At 70.9% G+C, this 25,270-nt stretch carries 25 protein-coding genes; 5 read left to right on the top strand and 20 right to left on the bottom strand.

Features of this window, described 5'->3' with window-relative positions:
- Window positions 1–4 precede the first annotated feature (4 nt).
- The 6 genes from LADH09A_RS23970 to LADH09A_RS23945 all read right to left on the bottom strand — a co-directional run bounded on the left by LADH09A_RS23970 (window position 5) and on the right by LADH09A_RS23945 (window position 6,111).
- On the bottom strand, window positions 5–577 hold the full coding sequence (locus LADH09A_RS23970) for a gluconokinase (RefSeq protein WP_238647718.1): 573 nt from the start codon (window positions 575–577) through the stop codon (window positions 5–7).
- A complete protein-coding gene (gene manD, locus LADH09A_RS23965) occupies window positions 567–1,796 on the bottom strand; it encodes a D-mannonate dehydratase ManD (protein WP_238647717.1) in 1,230 nt (409 codons plus the stop codon). Before manD ends, LADH09A_RS23970 begins: the two co-directional genes overlap by 11 nt.
- 35 nt (window positions 1,797–1,831) lie before the next feature.
- Window positions 1,832–2,980 (bottom strand): galactonate dehydratase, encoded by a 1,149-nt coding sequence (gene dgoD / locus LADH09A_RS23960; protein WP_088948825.1) that lies wholly within the window; start codon window positions 2,978–2,980, stop codon window positions 1,832–1,834.
- 7 nt (window positions 2,981–2,987) lie between these two features.
- Window positions 2,988–3,803, bottom strand: coding sequence for a carbohydrate ABC transporter permease (locus LADH09A_RS23955; protein ID WP_238647716.1), 816 nt, complete (start codon window positions 3,801–3,803; stop codon window positions 2,988–2,990).
- The gene (locus tag LADH09A_RS23950; protein ID WP_238647715.1) at window positions 3,800–4,750 is read right to left on the bottom strand and encodes a carbohydrate ABC transporter permease; all 951 of its coding nucleotides are present in this window, start codon (window positions 4,748–4,750) and stop codon (window positions 3,800–3,802) included. Before LADH09A_RS23950 ends, LADH09A_RS23955 begins: the two co-directional genes overlap by 4 nt.
- 74 nt (window positions 4,751–4,824) lie before the next feature.
- The gene (locus LADH09A_RS23945) at window positions 4,825–6,111 is read right to left on the bottom strand and encodes an ABC transporter substrate-binding protein (RefSeq protein ID WP_238647714.1); all 1,287 of its coding nucleotides are present in this window, start codon (window positions 6,109–6,111) and stop codon (window positions 4,825–4,827) included.
- 134 nt (window positions 6,112–6,245) lie between these two features.
- On the opposite strand from LADH09A_RS23945, the gene LADH09A_RS23940 reads away from it, so the two are divergent.
- Window positions 6,246–7,031, top strand: coding sequence for a FadR/GntR family transcriptional regulator (locus LADH09A_RS23940; protein ID WP_238647713.1), 786 nt, complete (start codon window positions 6,246–6,248; stop codon window positions 7,029–7,031).
- Between the two features lie 106 nt (window positions 7,032–7,137).
- On the opposite strand, the gene LADH09A_RS23935 is transcribed toward LADH09A_RS23940, so the two are convergent.
- From LADH09A_RS23935 to LADH09A_RS23880, 12 genes are all read right to left on the bottom strand, one after another.
- Complete coding sequence (locus tag LADH09A_RS23935; RefSeq protein ID WP_238647712.1) at window positions 7,138–8,463, bottom strand: carbohydrate-binding domain-containing protein; 1,326 nt, start codon at window positions 8,461–8,463, stop codon at window positions 7,138–7,140.
- Window positions 8,464–8,746: 283 nt separating this feature from the next.
- Entirely contained in the window at window positions 8,747–9,526 is a 780-nt protein-coding gene (locus tag LADH09A_RS23930; RefSeq protein WP_238647711.1) for a hypothetical protein, read from the bottom strand.
- Between the two features lie 138 nt (window positions 9,527–9,664).
- Entirely contained in the window at window positions 9,665–10,462 is a 798-nt protein-coding gene (locus LADH09A_RS23925; protein WP_238647710.1) for an SDR family NAD(P)-dependent oxidoreductase, read from the bottom strand.
- A gap of 81 nt (window positions 10,463–10,543) precedes the next feature.
- On the bottom strand, window positions 10,544–11,848 hold the full coding sequence (locus tag LADH09A_RS23920; RefSeq protein WP_238647709.1) for an L-fuconate dehydratase: 1,305 nt from the start codon (window positions 11,846–11,848) through the stop codon (window positions 10,544–10,546).
- Window positions 11,848–12,687: a fumarylacetoacetate hydrolase family protein gene (locus tag LADH09A_RS23915; protein ID WP_238647708.1), complete on the bottom strand. Its 840-nt coding sequence runs from the start codon at window positions 12,685–12,687 to the stop codon at window positions 11,848–11,850. Before LADH09A_RS23915 ends, LADH09A_RS23920 begins: the two co-directional genes overlap by 1 nt.
- The gene (locus LADH09A_RS23910; RefSeq protein ID WP_238647707.1) at window positions 12,684–13,526 is read right to left on the bottom strand and encodes an amidohydrolase family protein; all 843 of its coding nucleotides are present in this window, start codon (window positions 13,524–13,526) and stop codon (window positions 12,684–12,686) included. Before LADH09A_RS23910 ends, LADH09A_RS23915 begins: the two co-directional genes overlap by 4 nt.
- The gene (locus LADH09A_RS23905) at window positions 13,523–14,500 is read right to left on the bottom strand and encodes an aldo/keto reductase (RefSeq protein WP_238647706.1); all 978 of its coding nucleotides are present in this window, start codon (window positions 14,498–14,500) and stop codon (window positions 13,523–13,525) included. Before LADH09A_RS23905 ends, LADH09A_RS23910 begins: the two co-directional genes overlap by 4 nt.
- The gene (locus LADH09A_RS23900; RefSeq protein ID WP_238647705.1) at window positions 14,497–16,029 is read right to left on the bottom strand and encodes a sugar ABC transporter ATP-binding protein; all 1,533 of its coding nucleotides are present in this window, start codon (window positions 16,027–16,029) and stop codon (window positions 14,497–14,499) included. Before LADH09A_RS23900 ends, LADH09A_RS23905 begins: the two co-directional genes overlap by 4 nt.
- Entirely contained in the window at window positions 16,026–16,976 is a 951-nt protein-coding gene (locus LADH09A_RS23895) for an ABC transporter permease (protein WP_238647704.1), read from the bottom strand. Before LADH09A_RS23895 ends, LADH09A_RS23900 begins: the two co-directional genes overlap by 4 nt.
- Window positions 16,973–18,043 carry an ABC transporter permease gene (locus LADH09A_RS23890; protein WP_238647703.1) on the bottom strand — a complete coding sequence of 357 codons (1,071 nt, stop codon included), beginning with the start codon at window positions 18,041–18,043 and terminating at the stop codon, window positions 16,973–16,975. Before LADH09A_RS23890 ends, LADH09A_RS23895 begins: the two co-directional genes overlap by 4 nt.
- Window positions 18,040–19,128 (bottom strand): mandelate racemase/muconate lactonizing enzyme family protein, encoded by a 1,089-nt coding sequence (locus LADH09A_RS23885; RefSeq protein ID WP_238647702.1) that lies wholly within the window; start codon window positions 19,126–19,128, stop codon window positions 18,040–18,042. Before LADH09A_RS23885 ends, LADH09A_RS23890 begins: the two co-directional genes overlap by 4 nt.
- The gene (locus LADH09A_RS23880) at window positions 19,128–20,177 is read right to left on the bottom strand and encodes a sugar ABC transporter substrate-binding protein (protein WP_238647701.1); all 1,050 of its coding nucleotides are present in this window, start codon (window positions 20,175–20,177) and stop codon (window positions 19,128–19,130) included. The genes LADH09A_RS23885 and LADH09A_RS23880 overlap by 1 nt, the downstream gene beginning before the upstream one ends.
- 124 nt (window positions 20,178–20,301) lie before the next feature.
- Between LADH09A_RS23880 and LADH09A_RS23875 the strand changes: the two genes are divergently transcribed.
- Genes LADH09A_RS23875 through LADH09A_RS23860 form a run of 4 tightly spaced genes read left to right on the top strand, consistent with a single transcriptional unit; the run spans window position 20,302 to window position 23,808 of the window.
- Entirely contained in the window at window positions 20,302–21,021 is a 720-nt protein-coding gene (locus LADH09A_RS23875; protein ID WP_238647700.1) for a GntR family transcriptional regulator, read from the top strand.
- Between the two features lie 29 nt (window positions 21,022–21,050).
- Window positions 21,051–21,761 carry a (Fe-S)-binding protein gene (locus tag LADH09A_RS23870; RefSeq protein WP_238647699.1) on the top strand — a complete coding sequence of 237 codons (711 nt, stop codon included), beginning with the start codon at window positions 21,051–21,053 and terminating at the stop codon, window positions 21,759–21,761.
- The gene (locus tag LADH09A_RS23865) at window positions 21,758–23,203 is read left to right on the top strand and encodes a LutB/LldF family L-lactate oxidation iron-sulfur protein (protein ID WP_238647698.1); all 1,446 of its coding nucleotides are present in this window, start codon (window positions 21,758–21,760) and stop codon (window positions 23,201–23,203) included. Before LADH09A_RS23870 ends, LADH09A_RS23865 begins: the two co-directional genes overlap by 4 nt.
- Window positions 23,200–23,808 (top strand): LutC/YkgG family protein, encoded by a 609-nt coding sequence (locus tag LADH09A_RS23860; protein WP_238647697.1) that lies wholly within the window; start codon window positions 23,200–23,202, stop codon window positions 23,806–23,808. Before LADH09A_RS23865 ends, LADH09A_RS23860 begins: the two co-directional genes overlap by 4 nt.
- Here the strand turns inward: LADH09A_RS23860 and LADH09A_RS23855 are convergent.
- Window positions 23,797–24,297, bottom strand: a complete 501-nt coding sequence (locus LADH09A_RS23855) for a signal peptidase II (protein WP_238647696.1) — start codon at window positions 24,295–24,297, stop codon at window positions 23,797–23,799. The two genes, LADH09A_RS23860 and LADH09A_RS23855, sit on opposite strands and share 12 nt — an antisense overlap.
- Before the next feature lie 76 nt (window positions 24,298–24,373).
- Window positions 24,374–25,129, bottom strand: coding sequence for a hypothetical protein (locus LADH09A_RS23850; RefSeq protein ID WP_238647695.1), 756 nt, complete (start codon window positions 25,127–25,129; stop codon window positions 24,374–24,376).
- Between the last annotated feature and the right edge of the window lie 141 nt (window positions 25,130–25,270).

The raw sequence follows: 25,270 nt of genomic DNA, 5'->3' as shown, positions 1-25,270 counted from the left end.
CAGGCTAACCTAACATGCTCCGGCGAGGGTCGGGACGGCGGGATGCGCCCAGATCGAGGCCCTCGATGGCCGCCGCGACCAGGGCCTCCGGAGCGAGCGAGACGTCGAGCACGAGCACCGACTCGTCCGGATGCGCCGGTTCCAGCGTGGCGAGCTGTGACTCGAGCAGGCTGGCCGGCATGTAGTGCCCCTCGCGCCGGGCCATCCTGGCCCGGATGACCTCCGCCGGCCCGGCGAGGTGCACGAAGTCCAACCGGGGTGAGCCCTGGCGCAGCACGTCCCGGTACGACCGCTTGAGCGCCGAGCAGGCCAGCACCGTCGAGCGGCCCTCCGCGCCGCGATCGGCGATCCACGCGGCGATGTCGCGCAGCCAGGGCCAGCGGGTGGTGTCGTCCAGCGGCACGCCGGAGCGCATCCGGGCCACGTTCGCCGGGGAGTGGAACTCGTCCGCCTCGGCGAACGCCAGCCCGGTCGCCGCGCTGATCCCCCGCGCCACCGTGGTCTTGCCGGCGCCGGAGACACCCATCACGACGACGTGCCGGGTGGGTGGGGCGTCGCCGCGCCACTCACCAGTCATGGATCGTGCCGTCCTTGAGCCGGTTGAACGGCAGGTAGGCCGGCTCGTACGGGAACCGGGCCGCCACCTCCTCGTCCAGCTCCACCCCGAGACCCGGCTGGTCGCCCGGGTGCAGGTAGCCGTCGGTGAAGGTGAACGACTGCCGGAACACCTCGTTGGCCAGCGGGGTGTGCTTCATGTACTCCTGGATCCCGAAGTTGTGGATCGCCAGGTCCAGGTGCAGCGCCGCGGCCATGCCCACCGGGGAGATGTCGGTGGGGCCGTGGATGCCGGACTTGATCTGGTACTGGGCGGCGAAGTCGAGCAGCTTGCGCATGGCCGTGATGCCGCCGGTGTGGGTGACCGCGGAGCGGACGTAGTCGATCAGCTGCTCGCGGATCAGGGTCTGGTAGTCCCAGACCGTGTTGAAGACCTCGCCGATCGCCAGCGGGGTGGTGGTGTGCTGACGCACCAGGCGCAGCGCCTCCTGGTTCTCCGCCGGGGTGCAGTCCTCCAGCCAGAACAGGTCGTACGGTTCGAGGGCCTTGCCGAGCTTGGCGGCCTGGATCGGGGTCATCCGGTGGTGACCGTCGTGCAGCAGCGGCAGCTCCGGGCCGAACTCGCCGCGCACGGCCTCGAAGACCGACGGCAGGTGGCGCAGGTACGCGCGGGTGTCCCAGTCCTCCTCGGCGGGCAGCGGGGTGCGCTGCGCGGGCTCGTAGTCGTAGCGCTGACCGGTGGCGCTGGGCTGCGCGGCCACGCCGTAGACGGCGTTGATCCCCGGCACCGAGGTCTGCACCCGGATCGACCGGAAGCCCTCGTCGAGGTGGCGACGGATCGAGTCGAACAGCTCGGGGATGTCCCGTCCCGACGCGTGCCCGTACGCCATGATGCCGGTGCGCGACGCGCCGCCCAGCAGTTGGTACAGCGGCATGCCCGCGGCCTTGGCTTTGATGTCCCACAGCGCGACGTCCACCGCGGCGATGGCCGCCATCGTGACCGGTCCACGACGCCAGTACGCCGAGCGGTACAGGAACTGCCAGGTGTCCTCGATCCGGTGCGGGTCCCGCCCCATCAGCAACGGGGCCACGTGGTCACGCAGGTAGGAGGCGACGGACAGCTCACGGCCGTTGAGCGTGGCGTCGCCCAGACCGGTGATGCCCTCGTCGGTGGTGATCTTCAGGGTGACGAAGTTCCGGTCGGGGCTGGACACGATGATGTCTGCTGCGACGATCTTCACGGGGTGCCTTTCGTTCCTTCAGAACAGGGGTGGTCTCACCATTCGGCGAACGAGCCGTCGGGGTGCCGCCAGGTCGGACTGCGCCAGGCGTGGCCCCGCTTGTCGGCCGTCCGCACCGCGTGCTCGTCGATCTCGATGCCGAGACCGGGTGCGGTCAGCCGCTGGACGTACCCGTCGACGAAGGTCAGCGGGGTCTTGTCGAGGCAGTAGTCGAGCACCTCGGCGCCCTGGTTGTAGTGGATGCCGACGCTCTGCTCCTGGATCAGGAAGTTGGGCGTCGCGAAGCCGACCTGGAGGCAGGCGGCGAGGGCGATCGGCCCGAGCGGGCAGTGCGGGGCGAGCTGCACGTCGTACACCTCGGCCAACGTGGCGATCTTGCGCACCTCGGTGATGCCGCCAGCGTGTGCGAGGTCCGGCTGGGCCACGGCGATGCCGGCCTGCAACACGGGCAGGAACTCCTGCCGGCTGTAGAGCCGCTCCCCGGTCGAGACCGGGGTGGTGGTGCAGCGGACGACCTCGCCGATCAGGTGCGAGTTCTCCGGCACCACCGGCTCTTCGAGGAAGAACGGCCGGTACGGCTCCAGGAGGGGGGCGACCCGGCGGACGTTGGCGAGGGTGAACCGCCCGTGGAAGTCGACGGCGACGTCGCGGTCGTCGCCGAGGACCTCGCGGGCGACGGCCACCCGCTGCACGACCGCGTCGAGTTCGGCAACCGAGGCGAGCGCGCCCATCCGCCCCGACGCGTTCATCTTCACCGCGGTCAGGCCCGCCTCGACCTGGGCGCTGATCTGGTCGCGGATCTCGGCGGGCTCGTCACCACCGACCCAGCCGTAGACCCGGATCCGGTCCCGGACCGGCCCGCCGAGCAGTTGGTGCACGGGGGCGCCGTAGTGCTTACCGGCGATGTCCCAGAGCGCCTGGTCCAGACCGGACACCGCGCTGGCCAGGATCGGGCCACCCCGGTAGAAGGAGCCCTTGGTCATCACCTGCCAGTGGTCCTCGATGCGCAACGCGTCCCGACCGGTGAGCAGCTCGCTGAGCTGGTGGACGGCCGTGCGTACGGTCTCGGACCGGCCCTCGCAGGTCGCCTCGCCCCAGCCGACGATGCCGGACTCCGTCTCGACCCGGACGAACAGCCAGCGCGGCGCGACCAGGAAGGTCTCCACCTTTGCGATCTTCGTCATGGAGCTGTCAGCCCTTCGTGGCACCGGCGGTGAGGCCGGAGACGACGTACTTCTGCACGAACAGGGCGATCAGCATGATCGGCAGGGTGACCACGGTCGCGGCGGCCATCAGGCCACCCCAGTCGATGCTGGCGTACCCGACGAAGTCGAAGATCGCCACGGGCAGCGTCTTCGTGTCGGAGCCGGAGAGCACCAGGGCGAACATGAAGTTGTTCCAGGAGAAGATGAACGAGAGGATGCCGGCCGTCGCGACGCCGGGCACCGACAGCGGCAGGGTGATCCGCCGGAACGCGCCGATGTGGGTCAGCCCGTCGACCAGCGCGGCCTCTTCCAACTCGGTCGGCAGGCCGTCGAAGTAGCCCATCATGATGTAGACGATCAGCGGCAGCGACACGAACATGTGGCTCAGGATCAGCACGCTGAACCCGCCGACCAGCTTCAGGTTCGAGAACACGTAGTACCAGGGCACCAGGAGCGAGACGCCGGGGATCACCCGGGCCATGAGCACGACGAGCGCCGACTTCCTCATGTTGAAACGGCTCATCGAGTAGGCGGCGGGCACCCCCAGCAGGAGCGAGAGCGTGGTGGCCGCGAACGCCACCCAGAGACTGTTGCCGATGAACTCGAGATAGTTGGCCTGCTGGAGCACGGTCTCGTAGTTCTTCAGGCTGGGCGAGAAGACGAACGCCTTGGCGGTGTCGTAGATGTCCACGTTGGTCTTGAACGACGCGGCGATCATCCAGAGCAGCGGCGCCATCAGCGCGAACACCACGACGACGAGAGCTGAGGTGCGGAACACCTGGTACGGCTTGCTCGGCTTCATCGGCCCAGCCCCTTCTTGCGATAGGTGAGGGCCCACATCACCCCGATGATGATCAGGAAGAAGATGATGAGAACGGTCGAGGAGACGCCGTAGTCGTTGTAGTCGAAGCTGAGGCCGTAGGCGTACACGTTGAGGGTCTCGACCTCGTGGAAGGACCCGCCGCCGCGACCCTTGGTGGCGTAGAGGATGTCGAACGTCTTGAGCGCGTCGATGCCGCGCAGCAGGATGGCGACGATCACCGTGGGCATCAGCAGCGGGAGCGTGACGTGCCGGAACCGCTGCCAACTGCTGGCGCCGTCGATCCGAGCGGCCTCCTGGGGCTCGTCGGAGAGTGAGGTGAGCCCGGCGAGCAGGATCAGCACCACCATCGGGGTCCACTGCCAGATGTCGATGAACATCGTCGTGGGCAGGGCCGAGTTCTGCCCGGCCAGCCAGGGCTGGGGGCCGATGCCGACCCAGCCGAGCAACTGGTTCGCCATCCCGATGTTGGGGTCGAAGATGAGACGCCACATCATGCCGACCGCGACCGGGGTGGCCACCAGCGGCAGCAGGATCGCGACGCGGACCCACTTCTCACCGCGGAAGGGCCGCCACAGCAGCAGGGCGATCGCCATGCCGAGGACGACCTCGAAGAACAACACGACGCCGGTGAACAGGACCGTACGCCAGACCGCCGGCCAGAACCGGTCGGTGTCGGTGAGCACGTCGAGGTAGTTCTGGACCCCGATGAACTCGGACTCGGCCCGCACCGAACCCTCGGCGTCGGTCAGGCTCAGATAGCCGGTCCACGCCACCGGAAAGATGATCAGCACGGCGACGAACGCCATGGCGGGTGCCGCGAAGAGCCACTTGCGATGTTTGTTGGCCCACTGCGACCAGGCCGACGACTCCGGGGACGCCATGGGGGCCTTGGGCGAATCGGTGCGGGGTGCGGTGACGGCTGACATTGAGATCTCCGGGTTCGGGGGCCAGGTCCCGGCGAGGCGGCGGAGCGCGTCGGCTCCGCCGCCCGGCGCGTGGGTTACTTCGCCTCGTCGTCGAGGAACTTCTGGAACGCCGCGTTAGCCGCGTCCGCCGAGCTGGCGGCGTCCTTGCCGGTGATCGCGTCGACGATCGGCTGGCCGACGATCTCCCGCGCCTCGGCCACCTTGACCACCAGCGGACGGTCGTGCCCGACACCGTTGGCGGTGCTGACCGTGTTGGCCTCGGCGAGGTCCTTCGGCAGGGTCGCGGTGCTCGCCGGGTTCGCCCAGACCGAGGTACGGGCACCGGGTACGCCGGCCGTCTGCTGCGCCAGCGCCTGCTCCTTGCCGGCGGCCCACTGGATGAACTTCCAGGCGTTGTCCTTGTTCTCCGAGCTGTCGTTCATGCCGAGGGCCCAGGAGGGGATGTTGTACGGCTTCGAACCGGCCGGTCCGGCCGGGAAGGCGGCGAAGCCGACGGAGTCGACGACCTTGGACTTGGTCGGGTCGGTGGCGTTCTTGTAGAGCGAGTTGGCCTCGGTGTAGAAGGCGGCCTTGCCCTGCGTGAAGATCGCCATCGCCTCCGACCAGCTCATGTCGGTGCTGACGTTCTCCGGGCCGTGGTCCCGCAGCAGCCCGCCGTAGAAGGCGTACGCCTGCTTGGCCTGCTCGGTGTTGACCGTGGCCTTGCCACTGCTGTCCACGAAGTCGCCACCGAAGCTGAACAGGAAGCTGGAGAACTGCGTGACGGCGGCGGCCTTGCCGGTCCGGGCGACGAATCCGGCGACGCCGGGGTTGTCGGCCTCGATCTTCGCCGCCTGGGCCTTGAGCTCGTCGAGGGTCTTCGGCGGGGCGGTGAAGCCGGACTTGGTCAACAGGTCCTTGCGGTAGTAGAGGACCTCCTGCTCGGTGATGATCGGCAGGCCGACCACCTTGTCCTCATAGGTCGTCGCCTGCACCGGCCCGGCCTGGAAGTCGCCGAACTCGAAGGCGCTGTCCGACTTGACCTTCTCGCTCAGGTCGGCGAGGTACTTGTTCTTGCCGAACTGCTTCCCCTCCTGCAGGGGCCGGTACATCATCACGTCGAGGTCGGTGGACCCGGCGTTCAGCTTGACGTTGTACTGGTCGGACAGCTGGTCCTCGCCGAGCTGGGTCACTTCGACCTTGAGGCCGGACTGCTTCTCGAACTCCGGCAGGGCCTTCTTGATGTTCTCGGTCCAGACGTGGTTGACCAGCGTCACGCGGACGGTCTTCGAACCTTCGCCGCCATCGCCGCCACCGCAGGCGGTGAGGCTCATGGCGGTGACCACGGCCAGAGAAGTGCCGATTATCGATCGACGTCGCACGCTTGTCTCTCCTTCTGTCGTGGCTGCCGCCCCGGAAGAGCCGCTACCTCGGTGTTACATCCGCTTAACATCGGGATGCTAGGCCGAATAGGCGGATTACTTCAAGAGGTTGATGTAAATGATATGATCTTTGAGTGGAACCGTCCTCATCAGAGGTTGCAGCCGCTCCGACCGTCCCTGCCGAGGCGGGGCTGCACGCCCGCGTCCTCGACCACCTGGGCACCGCCATCTGCGGCGGCGAGCTGGCACCCGGCGCGATCCTCAACATCGACGAACTGGTCGACCGGTACGCGGTCTCCCGCTCGGTCGTCCGCGAGGTGCTGCGGGTCCTGGCATCGATCGGGTTCATCGAGGCACGACGCCGGGTGGGGGTGATGATCCTGCCGGCCAGCGAGTGGAACGTCTTCGACCCGCAGGTGATCCGCTGGCGGCTCGCCTCGGCGGGCCGGATGGCCCAGCTCCGGTCCATCACCGAGCTACGCACCGCCGTCGAGCCGCACGCGGCCTACCTGGCCGCTGGCCGGATCGGCCACGACGAGGCGAGCGACCTGGTCGGGCTGGCGGCGAAGATGTGGGCGGCCGGCGAGGCCGGTGACGAGGAGCGGTTCCTGCACCTCGACATCGAGTTCCATCGGCGCGTCCTGCTCGCCTCCGGCAACGAGATGTTCGTCCGGCTCCAGGATCTGGTCGCCGAGGTGCTCACCGGCCGGCACAAGCACCACCTCATGCCGCACCACCCGCACGAGCAGGCTCTCCAGATGCACGCGGACGTCGCCCAGGCGATCCAACGACGCGACGGGGCACGCGCCCGGCAGGCGATGGTGCAGCTGATGGAGCAGGCGTTCGGCGAGATGAAATCACTGTGGGAGCAGATCTCGGTGCCCGAGCAGAGCGCGGACCGCGGGTCGGCCACCCGCTGACCGTGGCGTGATCGACCCGGCTCTCGTGACGTCGCGGTGCCGGGCCTCCCCGCACACCCCGACATCCGTGAGGCCGGGTCGATCACGCCTCCTGGACGGGTACGCGTCAGCGCACCACGCCGATGCCGGTGAACGACCGGTCGTACTGGGTGAAGGACTGGTTGGTGTACGGCGCGTAGATCCAGGTCCGCAGCGAGTTGGCGGCGGTGTCGACCTCGACCAGGCGCACCGGGTTGGTGCTGTTGGAGTGGAACGTCTGGAGGAACGAGTAGATCTTGTTCCCGTTGACCCCGGTGTCGACCCGGTTGCCGGCGATGCCCGTGTGACCGGAGAAGACGAACCGGATGTTGGCGTACTGCTTGACCAGGTTGTCGAAGAGATACTGCGGGCTGGTCTCGCCGTACCCGGCGCTCTGCTCGATGGCGCCGTTGCCGTCGATGTAGTCGTGGGTGACGACGATGACGTTGTGCCGGGGGTTGGCGGCGACGACACTCCTGGCCCAGTTGACGGCCGCGACCCGGGGCCACAGCTCCAGGGTCAGCACCATCCACCGCACGCCACCGGCCTCGAAGGTCGAGTACGAGTTGTCGACCTTGCCGGCCTCGAACTGCCCCCTGACCGCGCGGTACTGGCCGACGGTGAAGTACTGGTTGAACACGGTGGTGTCGCGGACGAGCTCCCGGGTGCGGGCGGGGTCGCGGGCCGAGCCGCCGACGCCGGTGGCCTGGGTGTCGTGGTTGCCGAGCGCCAGCGCGTACGGGATGGCGGCGTTCTCGATCGGCCGCATCGCGTTGCGGGCGATGACGTACTGCGAGTGGTCGGGGGTGTCCCAGTTGACCACGTCACCCGAGGAGGTCACGAAGCGCAGGTCCAGCGCGGACCGGTTCTGCACCAGCCAGTTCGTCCGGTTGAGGAACCGGCTGTCGCTGCTGGTGAGCACCTCCTGCTGGGTGTCCGGCAGGACGGCGAAGCTGAACTTCGTGTCGGTGGCGCCCGCGGTCTCCATCCGCGCGGACGCGATGTGGACGTTGCGGTCGCAGGCGTCGGTCCGGAAGTCGTTGACGAACTGGATCTGCACGGTGTGCTGCCCGGCGCCGACCGCCGTGCCGACCGGGTAGGTGCCGTAGCTGGTCGCGCTGACGATGGTGGTCTGGCCGACGCTGACCCCGTCGACCGTCACCCGGACGGTCGGCCAACCCTGGCAGTTGTCACCGATGGCCCCGATCAGCACCCGCCCGGAGCCGCTGACGCTGGTGGTGGCGTAACTGCTGTTGCTCCAGAGTGAGGCGTGCGTGCCGGAGGCGGGCACCGGAGTGCCGGTCGCCGTGCGGATCGTGCCGCCGACGACGGTGAACGGGGAGGGCTCGGCGGCGTTCGCCGTGGCACCGGTGAGCGTTCCGCCGGCCAGGGCGACCAGCACCGCCGTGGCCATCGCGACGAACCTTGACCTGGATCTCCTGATACGCACCGCTGATCCTCCCTTGACGACGAACGCCCAGAAGCTGGGCATTCGTAGCCTAAGGACAATCAGGACGACACATGTGAATGCGTGAAGACCATCCTGGGTACCGGAGCTGTACGGTCCGTTTCACACCGGCCGGACAGCGCTTGATCGACTCGGGATCCTGGAAGTCGGGGTGTCCTGGTCGCGTCGACACCCCGACCTCCTGAAAACCGAGTTGATCACGCGCCCGTCCGGGCTGGCCGGACCGGTCTCAGCGCGCGGTGCCGCCCGATCGACCCGCACCGGCCGAGGGCCGGTGCGCGATGCGGGGCGCCCGCACGGCGGAGGCGTTGCCGGAGCCCGGGCGGAAGTCGCGTGCCGCGCTGGCCACCATCTCGTCGGGGTCGCGGGTGAGCTGCTGCCGGATGTGCGCCGGAACCACCTCGGACGTCGCCATCGCCAGGCGGACCTGCACCGACCGGTCGTCGACCAGACGCTCCAGGTCGGCCTCGTCCAGCTCGACCGAACGGACCAGCGCGGCCCGCACGTCGACCACCGGGTCCGCCGCGAGCGCGCTGCGCTGCGCGGCGGTGGTCCGCGGGTTGCGGGCGGCCCCCTTGCGGACGCGGGCGGTGCGATCGGCCAACAGGGTGGTGATCACGTTCGGGTCGTGGGTGTGGGTGGCGAGTCGTTCGCGCACCTCGGGTGAGACGTCGTCGGTCAGCTTGGCGGCCAGCTCGGGCTCCAGCTCCCGGCTCTCCGCCAGCAGGCCGCGAAGCTCCTTGTCCGATGCCTGGAGCATGGCCCGGCGGACCGACCCGTCGCAGGCCGGGTTGCTGGCAACCGCCCAGCGGATCCACCGGTCGGCGTCCTTGACGAGACGCAGGAGGTTGGCGATCGAGGTGGACGGGTTTCTCGCCACGGCCTCCCGAACCTGACGATCATGGTCCCTGGTGAGCGGTCGCAGGGCCTGCGCGGGTGCGTCGGCCCGAGCGGCGACCGCCTTGCGGACCACGGCCGACGGGTCGGACGCGAGGTCGATAAGGGTCATTTGTGGCGTTGTGGGGTCCTGTGCGAGGGCGAGCCGCGCGTCAGCGTCGCCACCGATCGGACGGTGGGCGGTGGCGTCGGACCCGCTGTGACGGTCGGGCTCGCCGACGTCCTGCTGTTTCCCCATGGCGCAATCATGTCACGCGCCCGATCCGGCACTGCGGGCCTGACCAGCGGCAGGCGGGACCTGGGCGGGCAGTCGCAGGCCGGACATGCCACCATCCACCGCCAGCGACGTCCCGGTCACCGACCCGGTGGCGGGCGACGCGAGGTAGACGACGGCGGCGGCCACCTCGTCGGCGGTCACCAGACGACCGGTCGGCTGACGGGACGCGAGCTGCCGCTTCTCCGCCGTCGGGTCGGCCGCGCCGGCCAGCAGGCGGGCCACCCACGGCGTGTCGACGGTGCCGGGGGCGACGCAGTTGACCCGGACACCCTCGGTCACCAGGTCGGCGGCCATGGCGAGGGTGAGGGCGTGCACGGCACCCTTCGACGCCGAGTACAGGGCACGTCGGGGCAGGCCGACGGTCGCCGCGATCGACGAGACGTTGACGATAGCCGCCGACGACGACCGACGCAGGTACGGCAGGACGACCGCACTGGTGCGGGCCACGCCGGTGACGTTGACGTCGAGCACCCTGCTCCACTGCTCGTCGTCGTCCTCCTCCACCGTGCCGACGGCGGAGATGCCGGCGTTGTTCACCAGGATGTCGACGCCCCCGAAGGCCTCGGCGACCGAGGCGACGGCCGCGCTCAGCGAGGACCGGTCGGCGACGTCGGACCGGACGCCGTGGACGTGCGGATCGTCGGGCAGGCCCGACAGGTCCAGATCCAGGACACCGACCCGGGCGCCGGCGGCCACGAACGCCCGTACGCAGGCATACCCGATCCCGGAGCCGCCGCCGGTCACCACCGCCACGAGGCCGTCACACCGCATGTCTCTCTCCCATTCCGAGTAGTCCTCCACGTTGACGCACCGCCCACAGGAAGGCTGTGCGGTCGAGCAGGCCCAGGCCCGTCAGGCCCATGCCGGCCCGTCGGGGTACGCGTACCTGACGAGGCTCTCCGGGCGCATCGCGGCGGAGAACCCGGGGGCGGTCGGCGTGACGTAGTGCCCGTCGGAGATCACCACCGGGTCGACGAAGTGCTCGTGCAGGTGGTCGACGTACTCGACGACCCGGTCGTGGGTGGAGCCGGACACGGCCACGAAGTCGAACATGGAGAGGTGCTGGACCAGCTCGCAGAGGCCCACTCCCCCGGCGTGCGGGCACACCGGCACCCCGTACCTCGCGGCCAGCAACAGGATGGCGACGTTCTCGTTGACGCCACCCACCCGGCACGCGTCGATCTGCACGACGTCGACGGCCCCGGCCTGCAACAGCTGCTTGAACACCACCCGGTTCGCCACGTGCTCGCCGGTGGCGACCCGGATCGGCCCGCCACCGGGTGCGCTGGTGGACAGGGCGGACCGGATCGCCGCGTGGGCGAGCACGTCGTCGGGGCTGGTCGGCTCCTCGATCCACCACGGGTCGTACGGCGCCAACTCCCGCATCCGGGCGACCGCCTCGGCGACGTCCCAGCGCTGGTTGGCGTCGACGGCGATCCGGATGTCCGGGCCGACCGTCTCGCGGGCGATCCGGAGGCGGCGCACGTCGTCGGCGGCGTCCGCACCGACCTTGAGTTTGATCTGGGTGAACCCGTCGGCCACCGCCTGCTTGGCCAGCCGGATCACCTTCTCGTCCGGGTAGCCGAGCCAGCCGGGCGACGTGGTGTACGCGGGATATCCCCGCTCGGCGAGCCGGGCGACCCGCTCGGCGCGACCCGGCTGCGCCGCCCGCAGGATCTCCAGTGCCTCGTCGGGGGTCAGCGCGTCGCTGAGGTAGCGCCAGTCCACCAGGTCGACGATCTGCTCGGGGCTCAGGTCGGCCAGGTACCGCCAGACCGGTTTGCCCGCCCTCTTGGCGACCAGGTCCCACATCGCGTTGATCACTGCCGCGGTGGCGAGGTGCATCACGCCCTTCTCCGGGCCGAGCCAGCGCAACTGCGAGTCCTGGGTGAGCGAGCGGGCGAACGCGCCGAGGTCGACGGTGTCCGGGTCGAGGCCGACGACGTACGGCACCAGCGCCTCGATCGCCGCCCGGCAGACGTCGTTGCCCCGACCGATGGTGAAGGTGAACCCGTGCCCGTCCGGGCCGTCGTCGGTGCTCAGCACCAGGTACGCGGCCGAGTAGTCGGGGTCGGGATTCATCGCGTCGGAGCCGTCGAGCTCCCGCGAGGTCGGGAACCGCACGTCGTACGTGTCGACGGAGGTGATCACCGCCATCAGGCGCTCCCGAGCGTGCTGCGCTGCCGGCCGAGACCGTCGATCTCGACCTCCATCACGTCACCCTCGGCCAGGTACGGGAACCGGCCGGAGAGCGCCACCCCCTGCGGGGTGCCGGTGTTGATGACGTCTCCCGGGTCCAGGACCGTGTACTGCGACAGGTGCCAGACCAGGTACCCCACGTCGAAGATCATGTCCTTAGTGCTGGAGTCCTGTCGGGGCTCGCCGTTGACCCAGGAACGCAGCCGCAGCGCCTGCGGGTCCTCGATCTCGTCGGCGGTGACCAGCCACGGGCCGAGCGGCTGGAACGTCTCACAGGACTTGCCCTTCGACCACTGGCCACCGGACACGGCGAGCTGGAAGTCGCGCTCGGAGACGTCGTTGGACAGCGCGTACCCGGCGATGTGGCCGAGGGCCTCGGCCGGCGAGGCGAGGTAGCGGGCCCGACGACCGATCACGACCGCCAGCTCCACCTCCCAGTCGGTCTTCGTCGAGCCACGCGGGACCAGGACGTCGTCGTACGGGCCGACGACCGTGTTGGGCGCCTTGTAGAAGATGATCGGGGCGGTCGGGGGCTCGGCACCCGACTCGGCGGCGTGCGCCGCGTAGTTCTGCCCCACGCAGAGGACCACCCCGGGGCGGGCGACCGGCGCGCCGACCCGCTGGCCGGTGATGTCGACCTCGGGCAGGTCGGTGGCCTTGCGTGCCCGCTGGACGCCGTCCCCGGCGAGGAAATCCCCGTCGATGTCGGCGGTGACCGACGAGAGGTCGAAGTGCCGTCCGTCGACGTACAGCACGGGGCGCTCCCGCCCCACGGGCCCGACGCGCATGAATCTCACGAACCAACCTCCAGTGCATAGGTACGAGTCGCGGTGCCCGCCAGCACGGCGGTCCGCTCGTCGGGCGACAACTCACCCAGGCAGGCGTCGAGCGCCGTCCACGCCTCGGCGTACGAGGCGACGAGGTCACAGACGGGCCAGTCGGAGCCGGCCATCAGCCGTTGCGGGCCGAACAGCTCCAGCGCGGTGTCGACGTACGGCCGGATGTCGGCCACCCGCCACCCGGCGCCAGCCTCGGTGAGCAGTCCGGAGAGCTTCGCGACGACGTTGTCGCAGGCAGCCAGGTCGCGCACCGCGGCGCGCCACCCGGCGAGACCGTCCGCGTCGATCCGCGGTTTGCCCAGATGGTCGAGGACGAAGGTGACACCGGGAGTGGCCCGGGCCGCCTCGGCGCAGGCGGGAAGCTGCCCGAGGTGCACGACCAGGTCGAACGTCAGCCCGGCGGCCCCGATCGCCGCGAGTGCGGCGCGTACGTCGGGACGGGCGAGGTGCCCGGGGTCGGCGACCGCCTGCACCTGGTCACGGATGCCGACCAGCTTCGTCGCGCCGGGCAGGCCCCGGTAGCCGGCGAGGGTGGCGGGCAGGGCCGGGTCGGTGAGCGACGCCCAGCCGACCACGCCGGCGATCCGGGGGCTGGTGGCGGCGAGGGCGAGGAACCCGGCGGTCTCGGCGGCGTCGCAGCGGCCGGCCTCGACCAGCACGGTCGCCGTCACCCCGGCCGCGTCGAGCCGGGGCACGAGGTCGGCGATGCTGTAGTCGCGCCGGATCGACTCCAGGCCCGGTGCGGCGAGCCACGGATAGTCGGCGGTCCACAGGTGGTGGTGGGCGTCGATGATCACGGCGTCGGCACCTCCCCCGGCAGCAGACCCTCGGCCTTCAGGTCCGCCCACAGCGCGTCGGGCACGTCCCACTCGAACATCGCCACGTTGTCGGCGATCTGCTCCGGGCTCTGGGCGCCGATCACCACGCTCGCGACCGCCGGGTGGCCCAGCGGGAACTGGATCGCCGCGGCCCGCAGCGGCACGCCGTGCCGCTCGCACACCGACCGGATCGCCGTGGCCCGACGCAGCAGCCCCGCGTCGGCCGGCCGGTAGTCGTAGTGGGCACCCGGCCTCGGGTCGGCCAGCAGGCCCGAGTTGTAGACCCCGGCGGCGAGGACCGAGATCCCCTTCTGCTGGCAGAGCGGCAGCAGCTCGTCGAGGCCGGACTGGTCGAGCAGGGTGTACCGGCCGGCGAGCATGAAGCAGTCGAAGTCGCCGGCGTGGGCCAGCTCGACCAGCGCCGGGGCCTGGTTCATCCCGGCGCCGACCGCGCCGATCTCACCGGCCTCGCGCAGCCGGGCCAGCGCCGGGTACGCCTCCGTCGCCGCCTCGGCGAGGTGGTCGTCCGGGTCGTGGATGTGCGCGATGTCGACCCGGTCCAGCCCCAACCGGGCCAGGCTCTCCTCGTGTGAGCGGCGCACCCCGGCGGCGGAGAAGTCGAACCGCGGCGCGAGATCGGTCGGCTCGGCCCAGAACCCCTGCCCGTCGCCACCGTCGGGGACGAGCAGCCGACCCACCTTGGTGGAGAGGGTGAACTCGCCGCGCGGCCTGCCGGCGAGGACCGCCCCGGCCCGCCGTTCGGAAAGGCCGCAGCCGTAGAGCGGGGCGGTGTCGAAGTAGCGCAGCCCGAGGTCCCAGGCCGCCTCCACGGTGGCGTGGGCGACCTCGTCCCCGACGGCGGTGAAGAGGCCGCCGATCGGGGCGAGCCCGAGACCGAGCCGGGTCACCGCCACGTCGGTACGCCCCAGCGTCACCTGGTCCGTGGCCCTCACGCGACCACCCCCTGCCCGTCGTGGATCAAGCGGATCACCGACTGGCTCATCCGGTCATAGTCGTGGTCGTTGTCCAGCTCCCCGACGATGGCGAACTCCCGCATCACGGCGATCCGGTCGGCGAGGGTCACCATCTCCGGCAGGTCCGACGAGATCAGCAGGATGGCCATCCCCCGCGCGGCCAGGCCGGCGATCAACTCGTGGAAGGCGGCCTTGGTGCGAACGTCGATGCCGACGGTGGGTTCGTCGATGATGAGCACGTCGCAGTCGGCCGCCAACCACTTGGCCAGGCTGACCTTCTGCTGGTTGCCGCCGGAGAGCTGACCGGCGTGCTGGTCGGGCGAGGCGAGTCGGATGCCCAGCCGATCGGCGTACTCGTCGACCAGGGACCGCTCCGCCCGGTCCCGGACGAGGCCGAGCCGGGCCAGCTTGCGCCACACCGTCACCGCCGTGTTGCGGGCGACGGTCTGGTCGAGGAAGAGGCCCTCCTCCTTGCGGTTCTCGGTGACGTACCCGATCCGGTGCCGGTGCAGGGCGTCGCCCACGTCCCGGATCCGGGCCGGGCGTCCGTGCACCCGCACCTCGCCGGCGGTGATCCGGTCGAGGCCGAGGAGCGCCTTGGCCAGCTCGCTGCGGCCGGCACCGACCAGCCCGTACAGGCCGACGATCTCGCCGGGGCGTACGACGAGACTGACGTCGTGGTGGCCGGCGGTGGTGGCGACGTGGTCCAGCGCCAGCGCCGGTTCGGTGTCCGCGTCGACGGTGCGGTCGGCGAGGTGCACCTGCTGGTACGCCCGGCCGACCATCAGGTCGACGATCTGCTCGCGGGTGTGGTCGGCCAGGGGCTCGGCCTCGGCGACGGTGCGCCCGTCGCGCAGCACGGTCACCGTGTCGGCGACCGCGAAGACCTCCTCCAGCTTGTGGCTGACCAGCACGGTGGCGTGACCCCGCTCGGACAGTCGACGCACGATCCCGTAGAGCCGGTCGGCCTCGTCGTTGGTCAGCGAGGCGGTCGGCTCGTCGAGCAGCAGCACCGTGGAGTCGGCCGACAACGCCTTGGCGATCTCCACCAACTGCATCTGGGCCACCGAGAGCCGCGACACCGGCAGGTCCGGGTCCAGGTCGAGGTCGAGCAGGCCGAGGCACCGACGTGCCTCGACGCGCAGCGCCGCCCGGTCGAGCAGGCCGGCGCGCCGGGGCAGGTGTTGCAGGCAGATGTTCTCCGCGACGGTGAACGCCGGGATGAGGTTGCGTTCCTGGTGCACCACGCCGATGCCGGCCCGTTGGGCGTCCTGCGGGTTGCCGAGCTGCACGGTGCGCAGCTCGCCGTCCGGCCCGGGCAGCCGCAGCAGCCCACCGTCCGGCCGGTACACCCCGGTGAGGATCTTGATCAGGGTGCTCTTGCCGGCGCCGTTCTCACCGAGCAGCGCGTGCACGCTGCCGGCGGTCAGGGTCAGCGTCGCCTCGTCCAGGGCACGCACCCCGGGGAACGTCTTGACCAGGTTCTCCGCGGACAGCACGACGCTCATCGCTGGCCTCCGGAGAGCTTGTCGCGGAACTGACCGAGCAGCACCGCGCCGAGGACGACCGCGCCGATGATGAGGTCCACCCACCGCCGGTTGATGTCGAACTGCGACTGGCTCACGTCGACCAGCCGGACCAGGAAGGCCGCGAGCACCGTGCCGGTCACGCTGATCATGCCGCCGGCCAGGGCCACCCCGCCGATGATCGGCGCGGCGAAGCTGGGCAGCAGCAGGTCGTCGCCGATCGAGGCGTTCACCGAGCCGAAGGCGGCCACCACGATCACGGCGGCGAACCCGGCCAGCAGCCCGGACAGGGTGTGGGCCAGCACCAGCGCCCGGTCGTTGGAGATGCCCGACAACCGGGCCGCGAACGGGTTGCCGCCGGAGGCGAGCAGGTGCCGCCCCGGCACGGTACGCCGGAAGAAGAGCGCGACCGCGACCGCGATGGCGACCGCCAGCAGGAACACCACCGGCACGCCCGCCAGGGACGCCTGCCCGAACTCGCGCAGCCCGGGTGAGTAGCCCTGGTAGGTGCCGGTGCCGTTCACCCCGTACCGCAGCCCTTCGAGGATCGTCATGGTGGCCAGGGTGACGATGAACCCGTTGATCCGGGTGAAGATCACCAGCAGGCCGTTGACCAGGCCGACGGTGGCGCCCAGGGCCAGCGCGGCGAGCACCGCGATGGGGGCCGGCAGACCGGCGTCGATCATCAGCCAGCCCGAGGCCACCGCGCAGAACCCGGTGAGCACGCCCACCGAGAGGTTCATCTGACCGACGGCCAGCACCACCATCTGGGCCAGGCCGATGACGATCGGCAGGGCGAGGAAGCGCAGGAACGCGTCCAGTGTGCCCGCGGTGAGCAGGTTGAAGTCGGTGGCGACCGCGAGCGCGGCGAACCCGAGGGCCGCGATCACCGCGAGGGTGAACTCGTTGGTCCGGACCAGGCTCCTCATGATGTCGACACCGCCCGTCGCTCGGCGATCACGGCCCGGAGCCGGTCCAGCGACAGCGCCGCGAGCAGGACCAGCCCGATGTAGAGCTTCAGCTCCTCCAGGGAGAACTGGAGCAGGTTGAGGCCCTTGTAGATGACCTGGGTCAAGGTGGCGCCGAGTGCGGTGCCGAGCACGCTGACCGCGCCACCGGCGAGCAGGGTGCCGCCGAGCACCGGGGCCAGGAACGACGGCAGCAGGAACGACTCCCCGATGTTGGCGGAGAAGGCACCGTTGTTGGCGGCCAGCAGGAACCCGGCCAGCGCGGCCAGCAGACCGCTCACCGCGTGCGCGGCGACGATCCGACGGTGGGTGGGGATGCCGGACAGCTCGGCGGCGACCGTGTTGGAGCCGGTCATCAGGATCTCCCGGCCCAGCCGGGCGTGCCGGAACAGCAGCCCGACGCCGAGCGCCGCCGCGACCGCGATCGGCACGACCAGCGGGATCCGGGGCCCGCACACCTCGCCCGTGCAGTAGTCGGCGAAGGTGTCGAAGCGCAGGGCGGACAACCCGCTGGGCTGCACCGCGAACGACACCCCGCCGGTGGCCCACGTGTAGAGGATGGTGACCAGACCCAGCAGACCGAAGTCGAGCGCGAGCGTCACCACGAAGGAGTTGACGCCGGTCTTGGCGATGAGCAGCCCGGCGAGCGCGCCGATGCCCGCACCGACGGCGAGACCCACGAGCAGCCCGACCAGCAGGGGTACGCCGAGCCGGTCGTAGACCAGACCCATCGCGAAGGTGGACAGCGCGGCCATCCGGCCGACGGCCATGTTCATGTGTCCGAGCGAGAGCACGGCGAGCTGGGCGAGACCGACCACGACGTACACGCTGATGTCGGCCTGGAGCGGCGCGAGGGTGAGCCGGGGGTCGAGGAACGCGGGGGTCAGCGACGAGAAGAGCACGACCAGAGCGGCGATGACGATGAGCAGGCCGAGTCGGGGGTTCGCCCAGACCGGCAGGACCCGGGCGGGAGGCCGGGGCTCGGCCGGAGACGCCGCTGGCGCCTCCGGCGCGGTTTCGGTCTTCACGCCACCCTCCTGTCCTCGATCGCGTCGCGGTCCCAGTCGATGCCGAGGCCGGCCTCGCCCGGGGCGAGGGCGTGGCCGTCGACGATCGTGACCTCGGTCCGGGTGATCGCGCGCAGTTGCGGGATGTGCTCGACGTAGCGGCTGTTGGGCACGGCCGCGCAGAGGCTCACGTGCAGCTCCATGAGGAAGTGTGGGCAGACCACCACGTTGCACGCCTCGGCCAGGTGCGCGACCTTGAGCCACGGGGTGATGCCACCGATCCGCGCGACGTCGACCTGGACGATGCCGGCGGCCTGGCGGCGCAGGTACTCGGCGAACTGGCCGATGGAGTACATCGACTCCCCCACCGCGACCGGGATGCTGGTCGCGCGGGCGAGCAGTTCGTGCCCGGCGACGTCGTCGGCCGGCATCGGCTCCTCGAACCAGGCGACCTGGTGCGGTTCGAGCAGCCGGGCCCGGCGGATCGCCTCCGCGGCGGTCAGGGACTGGTTGGCGTCGACCATCACGTCGAAGTCGTCGCCCAGGGCGGACCGGACCGCGCCGATGCGCGCGGCGTCCTCGGCCGGGTTCGGCTTGCCCACCTTGAGCTTGACGCCGGGCCAGCCGGCCGCCTGGGCGACCTTCGCGCCGGCGACCAGCTCGTCCTCGGTGAGGTGCAGCCAGCCGCCCTCCGTGTCGTACAACGGGATGCGGTCTTTGGCGCCGCCGGCCAGCACCCACAGGGGCAGGCCGGCGGCGCGGGCGCGCAGATCCCACAGCGCGGTGTCGACGGCGGCGAGTGCCAGCGAGGTGACGGCACCGACGGCGGTGGCGCGGGTGGCGGCGTGCAGGTCACGCCAGACCGCCTCCACCCGCGCGGCGTCGCGGCCGACCAGGTGTGGCAGCAGGTAGTCGCGCAGCAGCGCGAGCACCGCGGTGCCGCCGGTCCCGATCGTGTACGAGTAGCCCGTGCCGTGCCCGCCGTCGGCCGTGCGTACCTCGACGAAGACCGTCTCCTGCTTGAGGAACGCCTGCACCGCGTCGGTGCGGACGGTCTCGACGGGAATGTCGACGAGGTACGCCTCGGCCTTCGTGATGGTCGACATCAGTTGCACTGGAGCAGGTCGCCGTCGAACTTCTTCCGCAGTGCCTCGGTGGTCGCGGTGCGGTCGGCCTCGTAGCCGTCCAGGTTGTCCCTGGTCACCACGAACGACCCGGAGTCGATCGTCACGCCGGGCTCGGAGATCGTGCAGCCGCCGCTGAGCTTCATCAACGCGTACGAGCCGACCCGGGCCTGACCGACCGGGTTCTGCAGGACGGTGGCGGCCACCGAGCCGCCCCGCAGCCCGTCGAGGACCGTCGGGTCGTCGTCGATGGCGATCACCTTGATGGGCAGCTTCGACTGGCGTACGCCCTCGGCGGAGGCGACCGCCGGGTTGTAGGCGGTGTTCACGATCGCCTGGATCTGGCGACCCTTGGCGGCCAGCAGGTCGGCCACCGCCTTCTGGGCGCTCTGGAGGTCCTTGTCGATGTCGGTGACGCTCTGGACGAGCACGACCTTGCCGCCGGTCTCGGCGACCGCCTTCTCCACGCCCTTGATCCGGCGCTGGGTGTTGGAGTCGACCTTGTTGCCGGTCAGGTGAACCAGGTTGCCCTGACCGCCCATCGCGTCGATGGCGGCCTTGGCGCCCTTGTAGGCGGCGACCTCCACGTCGGTGGAGAGGCAGAAGTCGGCCTTGTTGGCCCCGGCGGGGCACGATGCCAGAGAGCCGACGGCGAAGCCCTGCCGCTTGAGGTCCTCGAAGGTGGAGTTGATGTTGTCCGGGGAGACGCCGAAGACCCCGAAGGCGTTGTAGCCCTGTGCGGCCAGGGACTTGAGCACGTCGTTCTGTTTGGTCTGGTCCCAGCCGGCCGTCTCGTTGAAGGTGACGTCGCCGAGCGAGAGTTCCGACTTCGCCGCGGCCCCGGCGTCCTTCCAGGGCTGGAAGTACGGGTGCGAGCCGCCGGGAACGAGCGCGACCTTGACCTGGGCTGGTTCCCAGCCGCCGGCTTCGGTGTCGGTGGTGTCGCTCTTCTTGGTGCAGGCCACAGTGGTCGTGGCGAGGGCCAGGACGGTGAGGCCCGAGCCGATCCGGGACAGCGTTCTGCGCGACATGTTCGTCTCCTCGGGGGCGGTGGTGGTGAGACGGCGGCGAAGGAACCTATTTCCTATAGGATGTTGCTTTGCTAGTGTGTACTCGCTCACACCAGCACAGTCAAGGGGTTGCTTAGGAGACGAGATGGCCCAGCACGAAGCACGCGAGGGTCGACTCCGTCCCGCACGTCGACTCACCCTCAGCGAGGACGTCTACGAGTCGATAAAGACCCTGGTCATGGACCACATCCTTCCCCCGGGCGAGCGGGTCAACATAGACGCTCTCGCCCGCGAGCTGGACGTCTCGCCCACACCGGTCCGCGAGGCCCTCGCCCGGCTGGAAGCCGACGGCCTGGTCCGCAAGCGCCCCCTGTCCGGCTACACCACCACCCCGCTGCTGAGCCGCGCCGAGTTCGACGACCTGTTCGACGTCCGCCTGCTGCTGGAGGGCGCCACCGCCGGCCGGGCCGCCGCGCACGCCTCCACCGAGGAGCGACAGCGGATCACCGCCGAGGCGGCGGCCAGCATCGACGTGGAGGCCGGCGACGGTTACCGCCGGCACGCCGCCTTCACCGCGCTGGACGCGACGTTCCACGACCTGATCGCCGAGGTCGCCGGCAGCCCACTGCTGCGCGACAGCGTCACGCGGTTGCACTCGCACCTGCACCTGCACCGGCTGTACTTCCCGGTCACCGGCGCCCCGGCCACCAACACCGAGCACCAACGCATCGCCGCCGCCATCGCCGCCGGTGACTCCGAGGCCGCCGCCGAGGCGATGCGGGCCCACCTGACCGCCGCCCGGGAACGCCACCTGCCCGCCTTCGACCAGCTCCCCGACCCCGGAACACCGCGCGACCCGGTGTGACCCCGCCCCGACACACGCGAGGAGTCGCCATGCGCATCGCCCTCTTCATCACCTGCGTCAACGACGTCGCCTACCCCGCCACCGGCATCGCCGTCACCCGCATCCTGCGGCGGCTCGGCCACATCGTCGACTTCCCCACCCGCCAGACCTGTTGCGGGCAGATGCACGCCAACACGGGCTACCGGGCCGAGGCGATGCCGATGGTGCGCAACTACGTCGACGTCTTCGACGGCTACGACGCCGTCGTCGTGCCGTCCGGGTCGTGCACCGCGATGATCCGCGACCAGTACCCGCGCCTGCACCCGCCCGCCGCGTCGGTGGCCGCCCGCACCTACGAGCTGTCCGAGCTGCTCGTCGACGTCCTCGGCGTCACCGACGTCGGTGCCGATTTCCCCGAGACGGTCACCTACCACCCCACCTGCCACGGCCTGCGGATGCTGCGGTTGGGCGACCGGCCGCTGCGACTCCTGCGTCAGGTTCGCGGCATCCGGCTGGTCGAGCTGGCCGACGCCGAGGAGTGCTGCGGTTTCGGCGGCACGTTCGCCCTGAAGAACCCGGACGTCTCCACCGCGATGCTCACCGACAAGTGCGCCCGCGTCGGTGAGACCGGGGCGCAGGTGCTCGCCGCCGCCGACAACTCGTGCCTGGCGCACATCGGCGGCGGCCTGGACCGCCACCGGTCGGGCGTGCGGGCCGTGCACTACGCCGAGATCCTCGCCGCGACGGGAGCCGCCTCGTGAACCGTCCCGTCGCACCGGCCACCGGCGGCGGTCGCATCCGCACCCGGCTGCCCTTCCCCACCGCGGCCAGACCGGCCGTCGCCGACACCCAGCTGCGCGCCAACCTGCACCGGGCCACCCGCACCATCCGCGGCAAACGCGCCCGGGTCGTCGACGAGGTGCCCGACTGGGAGGCGCTCCGCGACGCCGGCTCCGCGATCAAGGCGGACGTCCAACGCCGGTTGCCGGAGCTGCTGGAACAGTTCGAGGCGTCCGCCACCGCCGCCGGCGCCACCGTGCACTGGGCCCGCGACGCGGCCGAGGCCTGCCGCATCGTGGTCGAGCTGACCCGGGCAACGGGGGCCGACGAGGTCGTGAAGGTCAAGTCGATGGCGACCCAGGAGATCGAGCTCAACGAGGCGCTGGAGGCGGCCGGGATCGCCGCGTACGAGACCGACCTGGCGGAGCTGATCGTGCAGCTCGGCGACGACACCCCCTCGCACATCCTGGTGCCGGCGATCCACTACAACCGGGCACAGATCCGGGAGATCTTCCAGCGTCGTATGCCGGACGTGCCGGCCGACCTCAGTGACGAGCCGTCCGCGTTGGCCGAGGCGGCCCGCGCGCACCTGCGGCGACGTTTCCTCTCGGCCCGGGTCGCGGTGTCCGGCGCCAACTTCGCCATCGCCGACACCGGCACGTTGGTGGTCGTGGAGTCCGAGGGCAACGGGCGGATGTGCCTCACCCTCCCGGAGACGCTGATCAGTGTCGTGGGCGTCGAGAAGCTGCTGCCGACCTTCACCGACCTGGAGGTCTTCCTGCAACTGCTGCCCCGGTCGTCGACCGGCGAGCGGATGAACCCGTACACCTCGATGTGGACCGGCGTCACCCCCGGCGACGGGCCGCAGGACGTGCACGTGGTGCTGGTCGACAATGGCCGGTCCGCGGTGCTGGCCGACCCGGTCGGGCGGCCGGCGCTGTCCTGCATCCGCTGCTCCGCGTGCCTGAACGTCTGCCCGGTGTACGAGCGAGCCGGCGGGCACGCGTACGGGTCGGTGTACCCGGGGCCGATCGGGGCGATCCTGTCACCCCAGTTGACCGGCGTGGCCGACAACGCGTCCCTGCCGTACGCGTCGACCCTCTGCGGGGCCTGCTACGACGTGTGTCCGGTGAAGATCAACATTCCGGAGATCCTGGTCCACCTCCGCCAGCAGGCACCGCATCCGCTGGCCGAACGCGCCACCATGGGCGTCCTGTCGTGGGTGATGCGCAGTCCCCGGCGCTGGGCCGCCGCCCTGCGCCTGGCCCGGGCCGGCGCGGGCCCTCTCGGCGCGTACCGCCAGCGGCGCACCGGCGCGCGGACGCTGCGCCGGCTCCCCTGGCCGGCCTCCGCGTGGACCCGGTCGCGGGACCTGCCGCTGCCCGCGCCGCAGACCTTCCGAGAATGGTGGGGGAAGCAGTGACCGCACGCGACGAGATCCTGGCGCGGCTCCGCACGGCCCTGGCCGACGACCCGCCGCCCGTGGAGGTGCCCCGCCGGTACCGTCGGGTCGGCGACCGCCCCGACCCGGTCGCGATCCTCGTCGACCGGCTGGAGGACTACCGGGCGGTCGTCCACCACGGCATCGGCGCGCTGCCCGGGCTGCTGGCCGAGGTTGGCCGGCTCGCCGTGCCCGTCGACGTTCCCGCCGACTGGCTCGCCGGCTGTCCCGGCCAGGTGTACCGCGACGCTCCCCCGCTGTCACCGGCCGATCTCGACGCGATGGACGCGGTCCTGACCGGCTGCGCCGTGGCGGTCGCGGAGACGGGCACCATCATCCTCGACGCCGGCCCGGCGCAGGGGCGACGGGCGCTCACCCTGGTGCCCGACCGGCACATCTGCGTCGTCCGCGCGGACCAGGTCGTCGGCCTGCTGCCGGAGGCGCTGACCCGGTTGGACCCGCGCGCGGCACAGACCTGGATCTCGGGCCCGTCCGCGACCAGCGACATCGAGCTCAACCGGGTCGAGGGTGTGCACGGCCCGCGCCGGCTGGAGATCGTGCTGGTCGGCGGCACCTCAGGAGCGTGACGCCACCTGCTCGTCGCCCGACGTGGCCGTTTCCCGCAGGGGGATGCCCCGGGCGTTGAGCACCATGACGATGCCGACGCCGACCACCAGCGCGATGTCGGCGACGTTGCCGACGAAGAACCCCGCGTAGTCGATGAAGTCCACCACGTGCCCCCGGGCGAACCCGGGCTCGCGGAAGAGGCGGTCCAGCAGGTGCGTGGCCGCGCCGCCGAGCACCAGCCCCAACGCCACCGCCCAGGCGCGCGACGTGACCCGCCGCGCCACGACCGTCACCGCGACCACCGCCGCGGCCGCGAACACCGCGAAGATCCAGGTGTACGCGGCGCCGATCGAGAAGGCGGCGCCCGGGTTGTAGACGAGTCGCAGTTGCAGCAGGTCACCGACGAGCGTGATGGTCTGCCCGTCGCTCAGCGCGGACTCGGCCCAGTACTTGGTGAGCTGATCCGCGGCGAGCACCACAGCTGCGATCAACACGACGGCGCGGAACATCCCGGAACCCTAACCGCTCGACCTCGACCGTCACCAGCGACGAACGGGCACTGCCACCGGTCGCGGCAGGGGGCGGTCAGGCCGCGGCTCGTCTTCGCCGCAGCCGCCACGACACCAGCAGCACGCCGCCCGCGACCGCCAGAGCCGCGCCGAGAAGGGCGGCGATCGGGACGCTGGCGCCGCGGTCGGCGCTGGCGCTGGCGCTGACCACGGCCCGGCTACCGTCGAGCGTCCATTCGTGGGAGTCCTCGCCCGGGCCGTACACGAAGCGCTGTCCGTCGGGCCCGGTGGCCGCCGCCCGGTACGCGGGGTTGAGGTCGGTGAGCGTCCGCACCGCGACGGTCACCGTGTGGACCGGCCCGGGGCAGGTGTAGTCGATCGTCGCACCGGCCCTCGCCAGGCCCTTCGACTGGGTTACGGCACCGGGGCAGGCACCCGTGCCGTCGGCCACCGTGATCTGCCGGAGCAGGTACGCGGAGAACAGCTCGGACGAGGCGATCACCGTCGGATCCGTCGCGCGGTAGTCGACGGCACCGTCGAGCAGGACGCGGTCGGGCGGCAGCAACCCCAGCGAGACTCCCAGCAGCGTCAGGTCGTCGGGGCCGCCGACGCGCCAGCGCACCCGGACGACCTCCGGCCGCTGCTCGTCGCGCGCGACGGACACGGTCTGCGGGTCGCCGGACGGGTGCGCCACAGCGGGTGCCGGCGGGGCCAGGACGGACGCGGTGACGGCCAGCGCCACCAGCGGAAGGACGGCCACCGCGCTTCGTCGACGACGTCGGTGCAGGGACACGAAGCGCTCCGGGATCGCGGTGGCGGGGATCGCGTCCACGGTGCCGGGCGCGCGGTAACGGGCAGGTCCACGCGGGTGTTCGGTGCCCGACCGCGACGTGAACAGTCGTTGATCAACTGCTTGATGCGCGTGTGTGGCAATTGCCAAAGACTGGCAACTGTGCCACCGTGTTGATCAACG

It is taken from the genome of Micromonospora cabrerizensis (assembly GCF_022230955.1).
Lineage (GTDB): Bacteria > Actinomycetota > Actinomycetes > Mycobacteriales > Micromonosporaceae > Micromonospora > Micromonospora cabrerizensis.
The sequence above is the reverse complement of the archived record's forward strand: the minus strand, read 5'-3'. Positions and strand labels throughout refer to the sequence as shown.

Bases quoted from the DNA above. Each gene is read 5' to 3' on its own strand.
- LADH09A_RS23970 (WP_238647718.1), bottom strand. From the start codon at position 577: ATGACTGGTGAGTGGCGCGGCGACGCCCCACCCACCCGGCACGTCGTC.
- dgoD (WP_088948825.1), bottom strand. From the start codon at position 2,980: ATGACGAAGATCGCAAAGGTGGAGACCTTCCTGGTCGCGCCGCGCTGG.
- LADH09A_RS23955 (WP_238647716.1), bottom strand. From the start codon at position 3,803: ATGAAGCCGAGCAAGCCGTACCAGGTGTTCCGCACCTCAGCTCTCGTC.
- LADH09A_RS23950 (WP_238647715.1), bottom strand. From the start codon at position 4,750: ATGTCAGCCGTCACCGCACCCCGCACCGATTCGCCCAAGGCCCCCATG.
- LADH09A_RS23935 (WP_238647712.1), bottom strand. From the start codon at position 8,463: ATGGCCACGGCGGTGCTGGTCGCCCTGGCCGGCGGAACGCTCACCGGT.
- LADH09A_RS23930 (WP_238647711.1), bottom strand. From the start codon at position 9,526: ATGACCCTTATCGACCTCGCGTCCGACCCGTCGGCCGTGGTCCGCAAG.
- LADH09A_RS23925 (WP_238647710.1), bottom strand. From the start codon at position 10,462: ATGCGGTGTGACGGCCTCGTGGCGGTGGTGACCGGCGGCGGCTCCGGG.
- LADH09A_RS23920 (WP_238647709.1), bottom strand. From the start codon at position 11,848: ATGGCGGTGATCACCTCCGTCGACACGTACGACGTGCGGTTCCCGACC.
- LADH09A_RS23900 (WP_238647705.1), bottom strand. From the start codon at position 16,029: ATGAGCGTCGTGCTGTCCGCGGAGAACCTGGTCAAGACGTTCCCCGGG.
- LADH09A_RS23895 (WP_238647704.1), bottom strand. From the start codon at position 16,976: ATGAGGAGCCTGGTCCGGACCAACGAGTTCACCCTCGCGGTGATCGCG.
- LADH09A_RS23885 (WP_238647702.1), bottom strand. From the start codon at position 19,128: ATGTCGACCATCACGAAGGCCGAGGCGTACCTCGTCGACATTCCCGTC.
- LADH09A_RS23880 (WP_238647701.1), bottom strand. From the start codon at position 20,177: ATGTCGCGCAGAACGCTGTCCCGGATCGGCTCGGGCCTCACCGTCCTG.
- LADH09A_RS23875 (WP_238647700.1), top strand. From the start codon at position 20,302: ATGGCCCAGCACGAAGCACGCGAGGGTCGACTCCGTCCCGCACGTCGA.
- LADH09A_RS23870 (WP_238647699.1), top strand. From the start codon at position 21,051: ATGCGCATCGCCCTCTTCATCACCTGCGTCAACGACGTCGCCTACCCC.
- LADH09A_RS23855 (WP_238647696.1), bottom strand. From the start codon at position 24,297: ATGTTCCGCGCCGTCGTGTTGATCGCAGCTGTGGTGCTCGCCGCGGAT.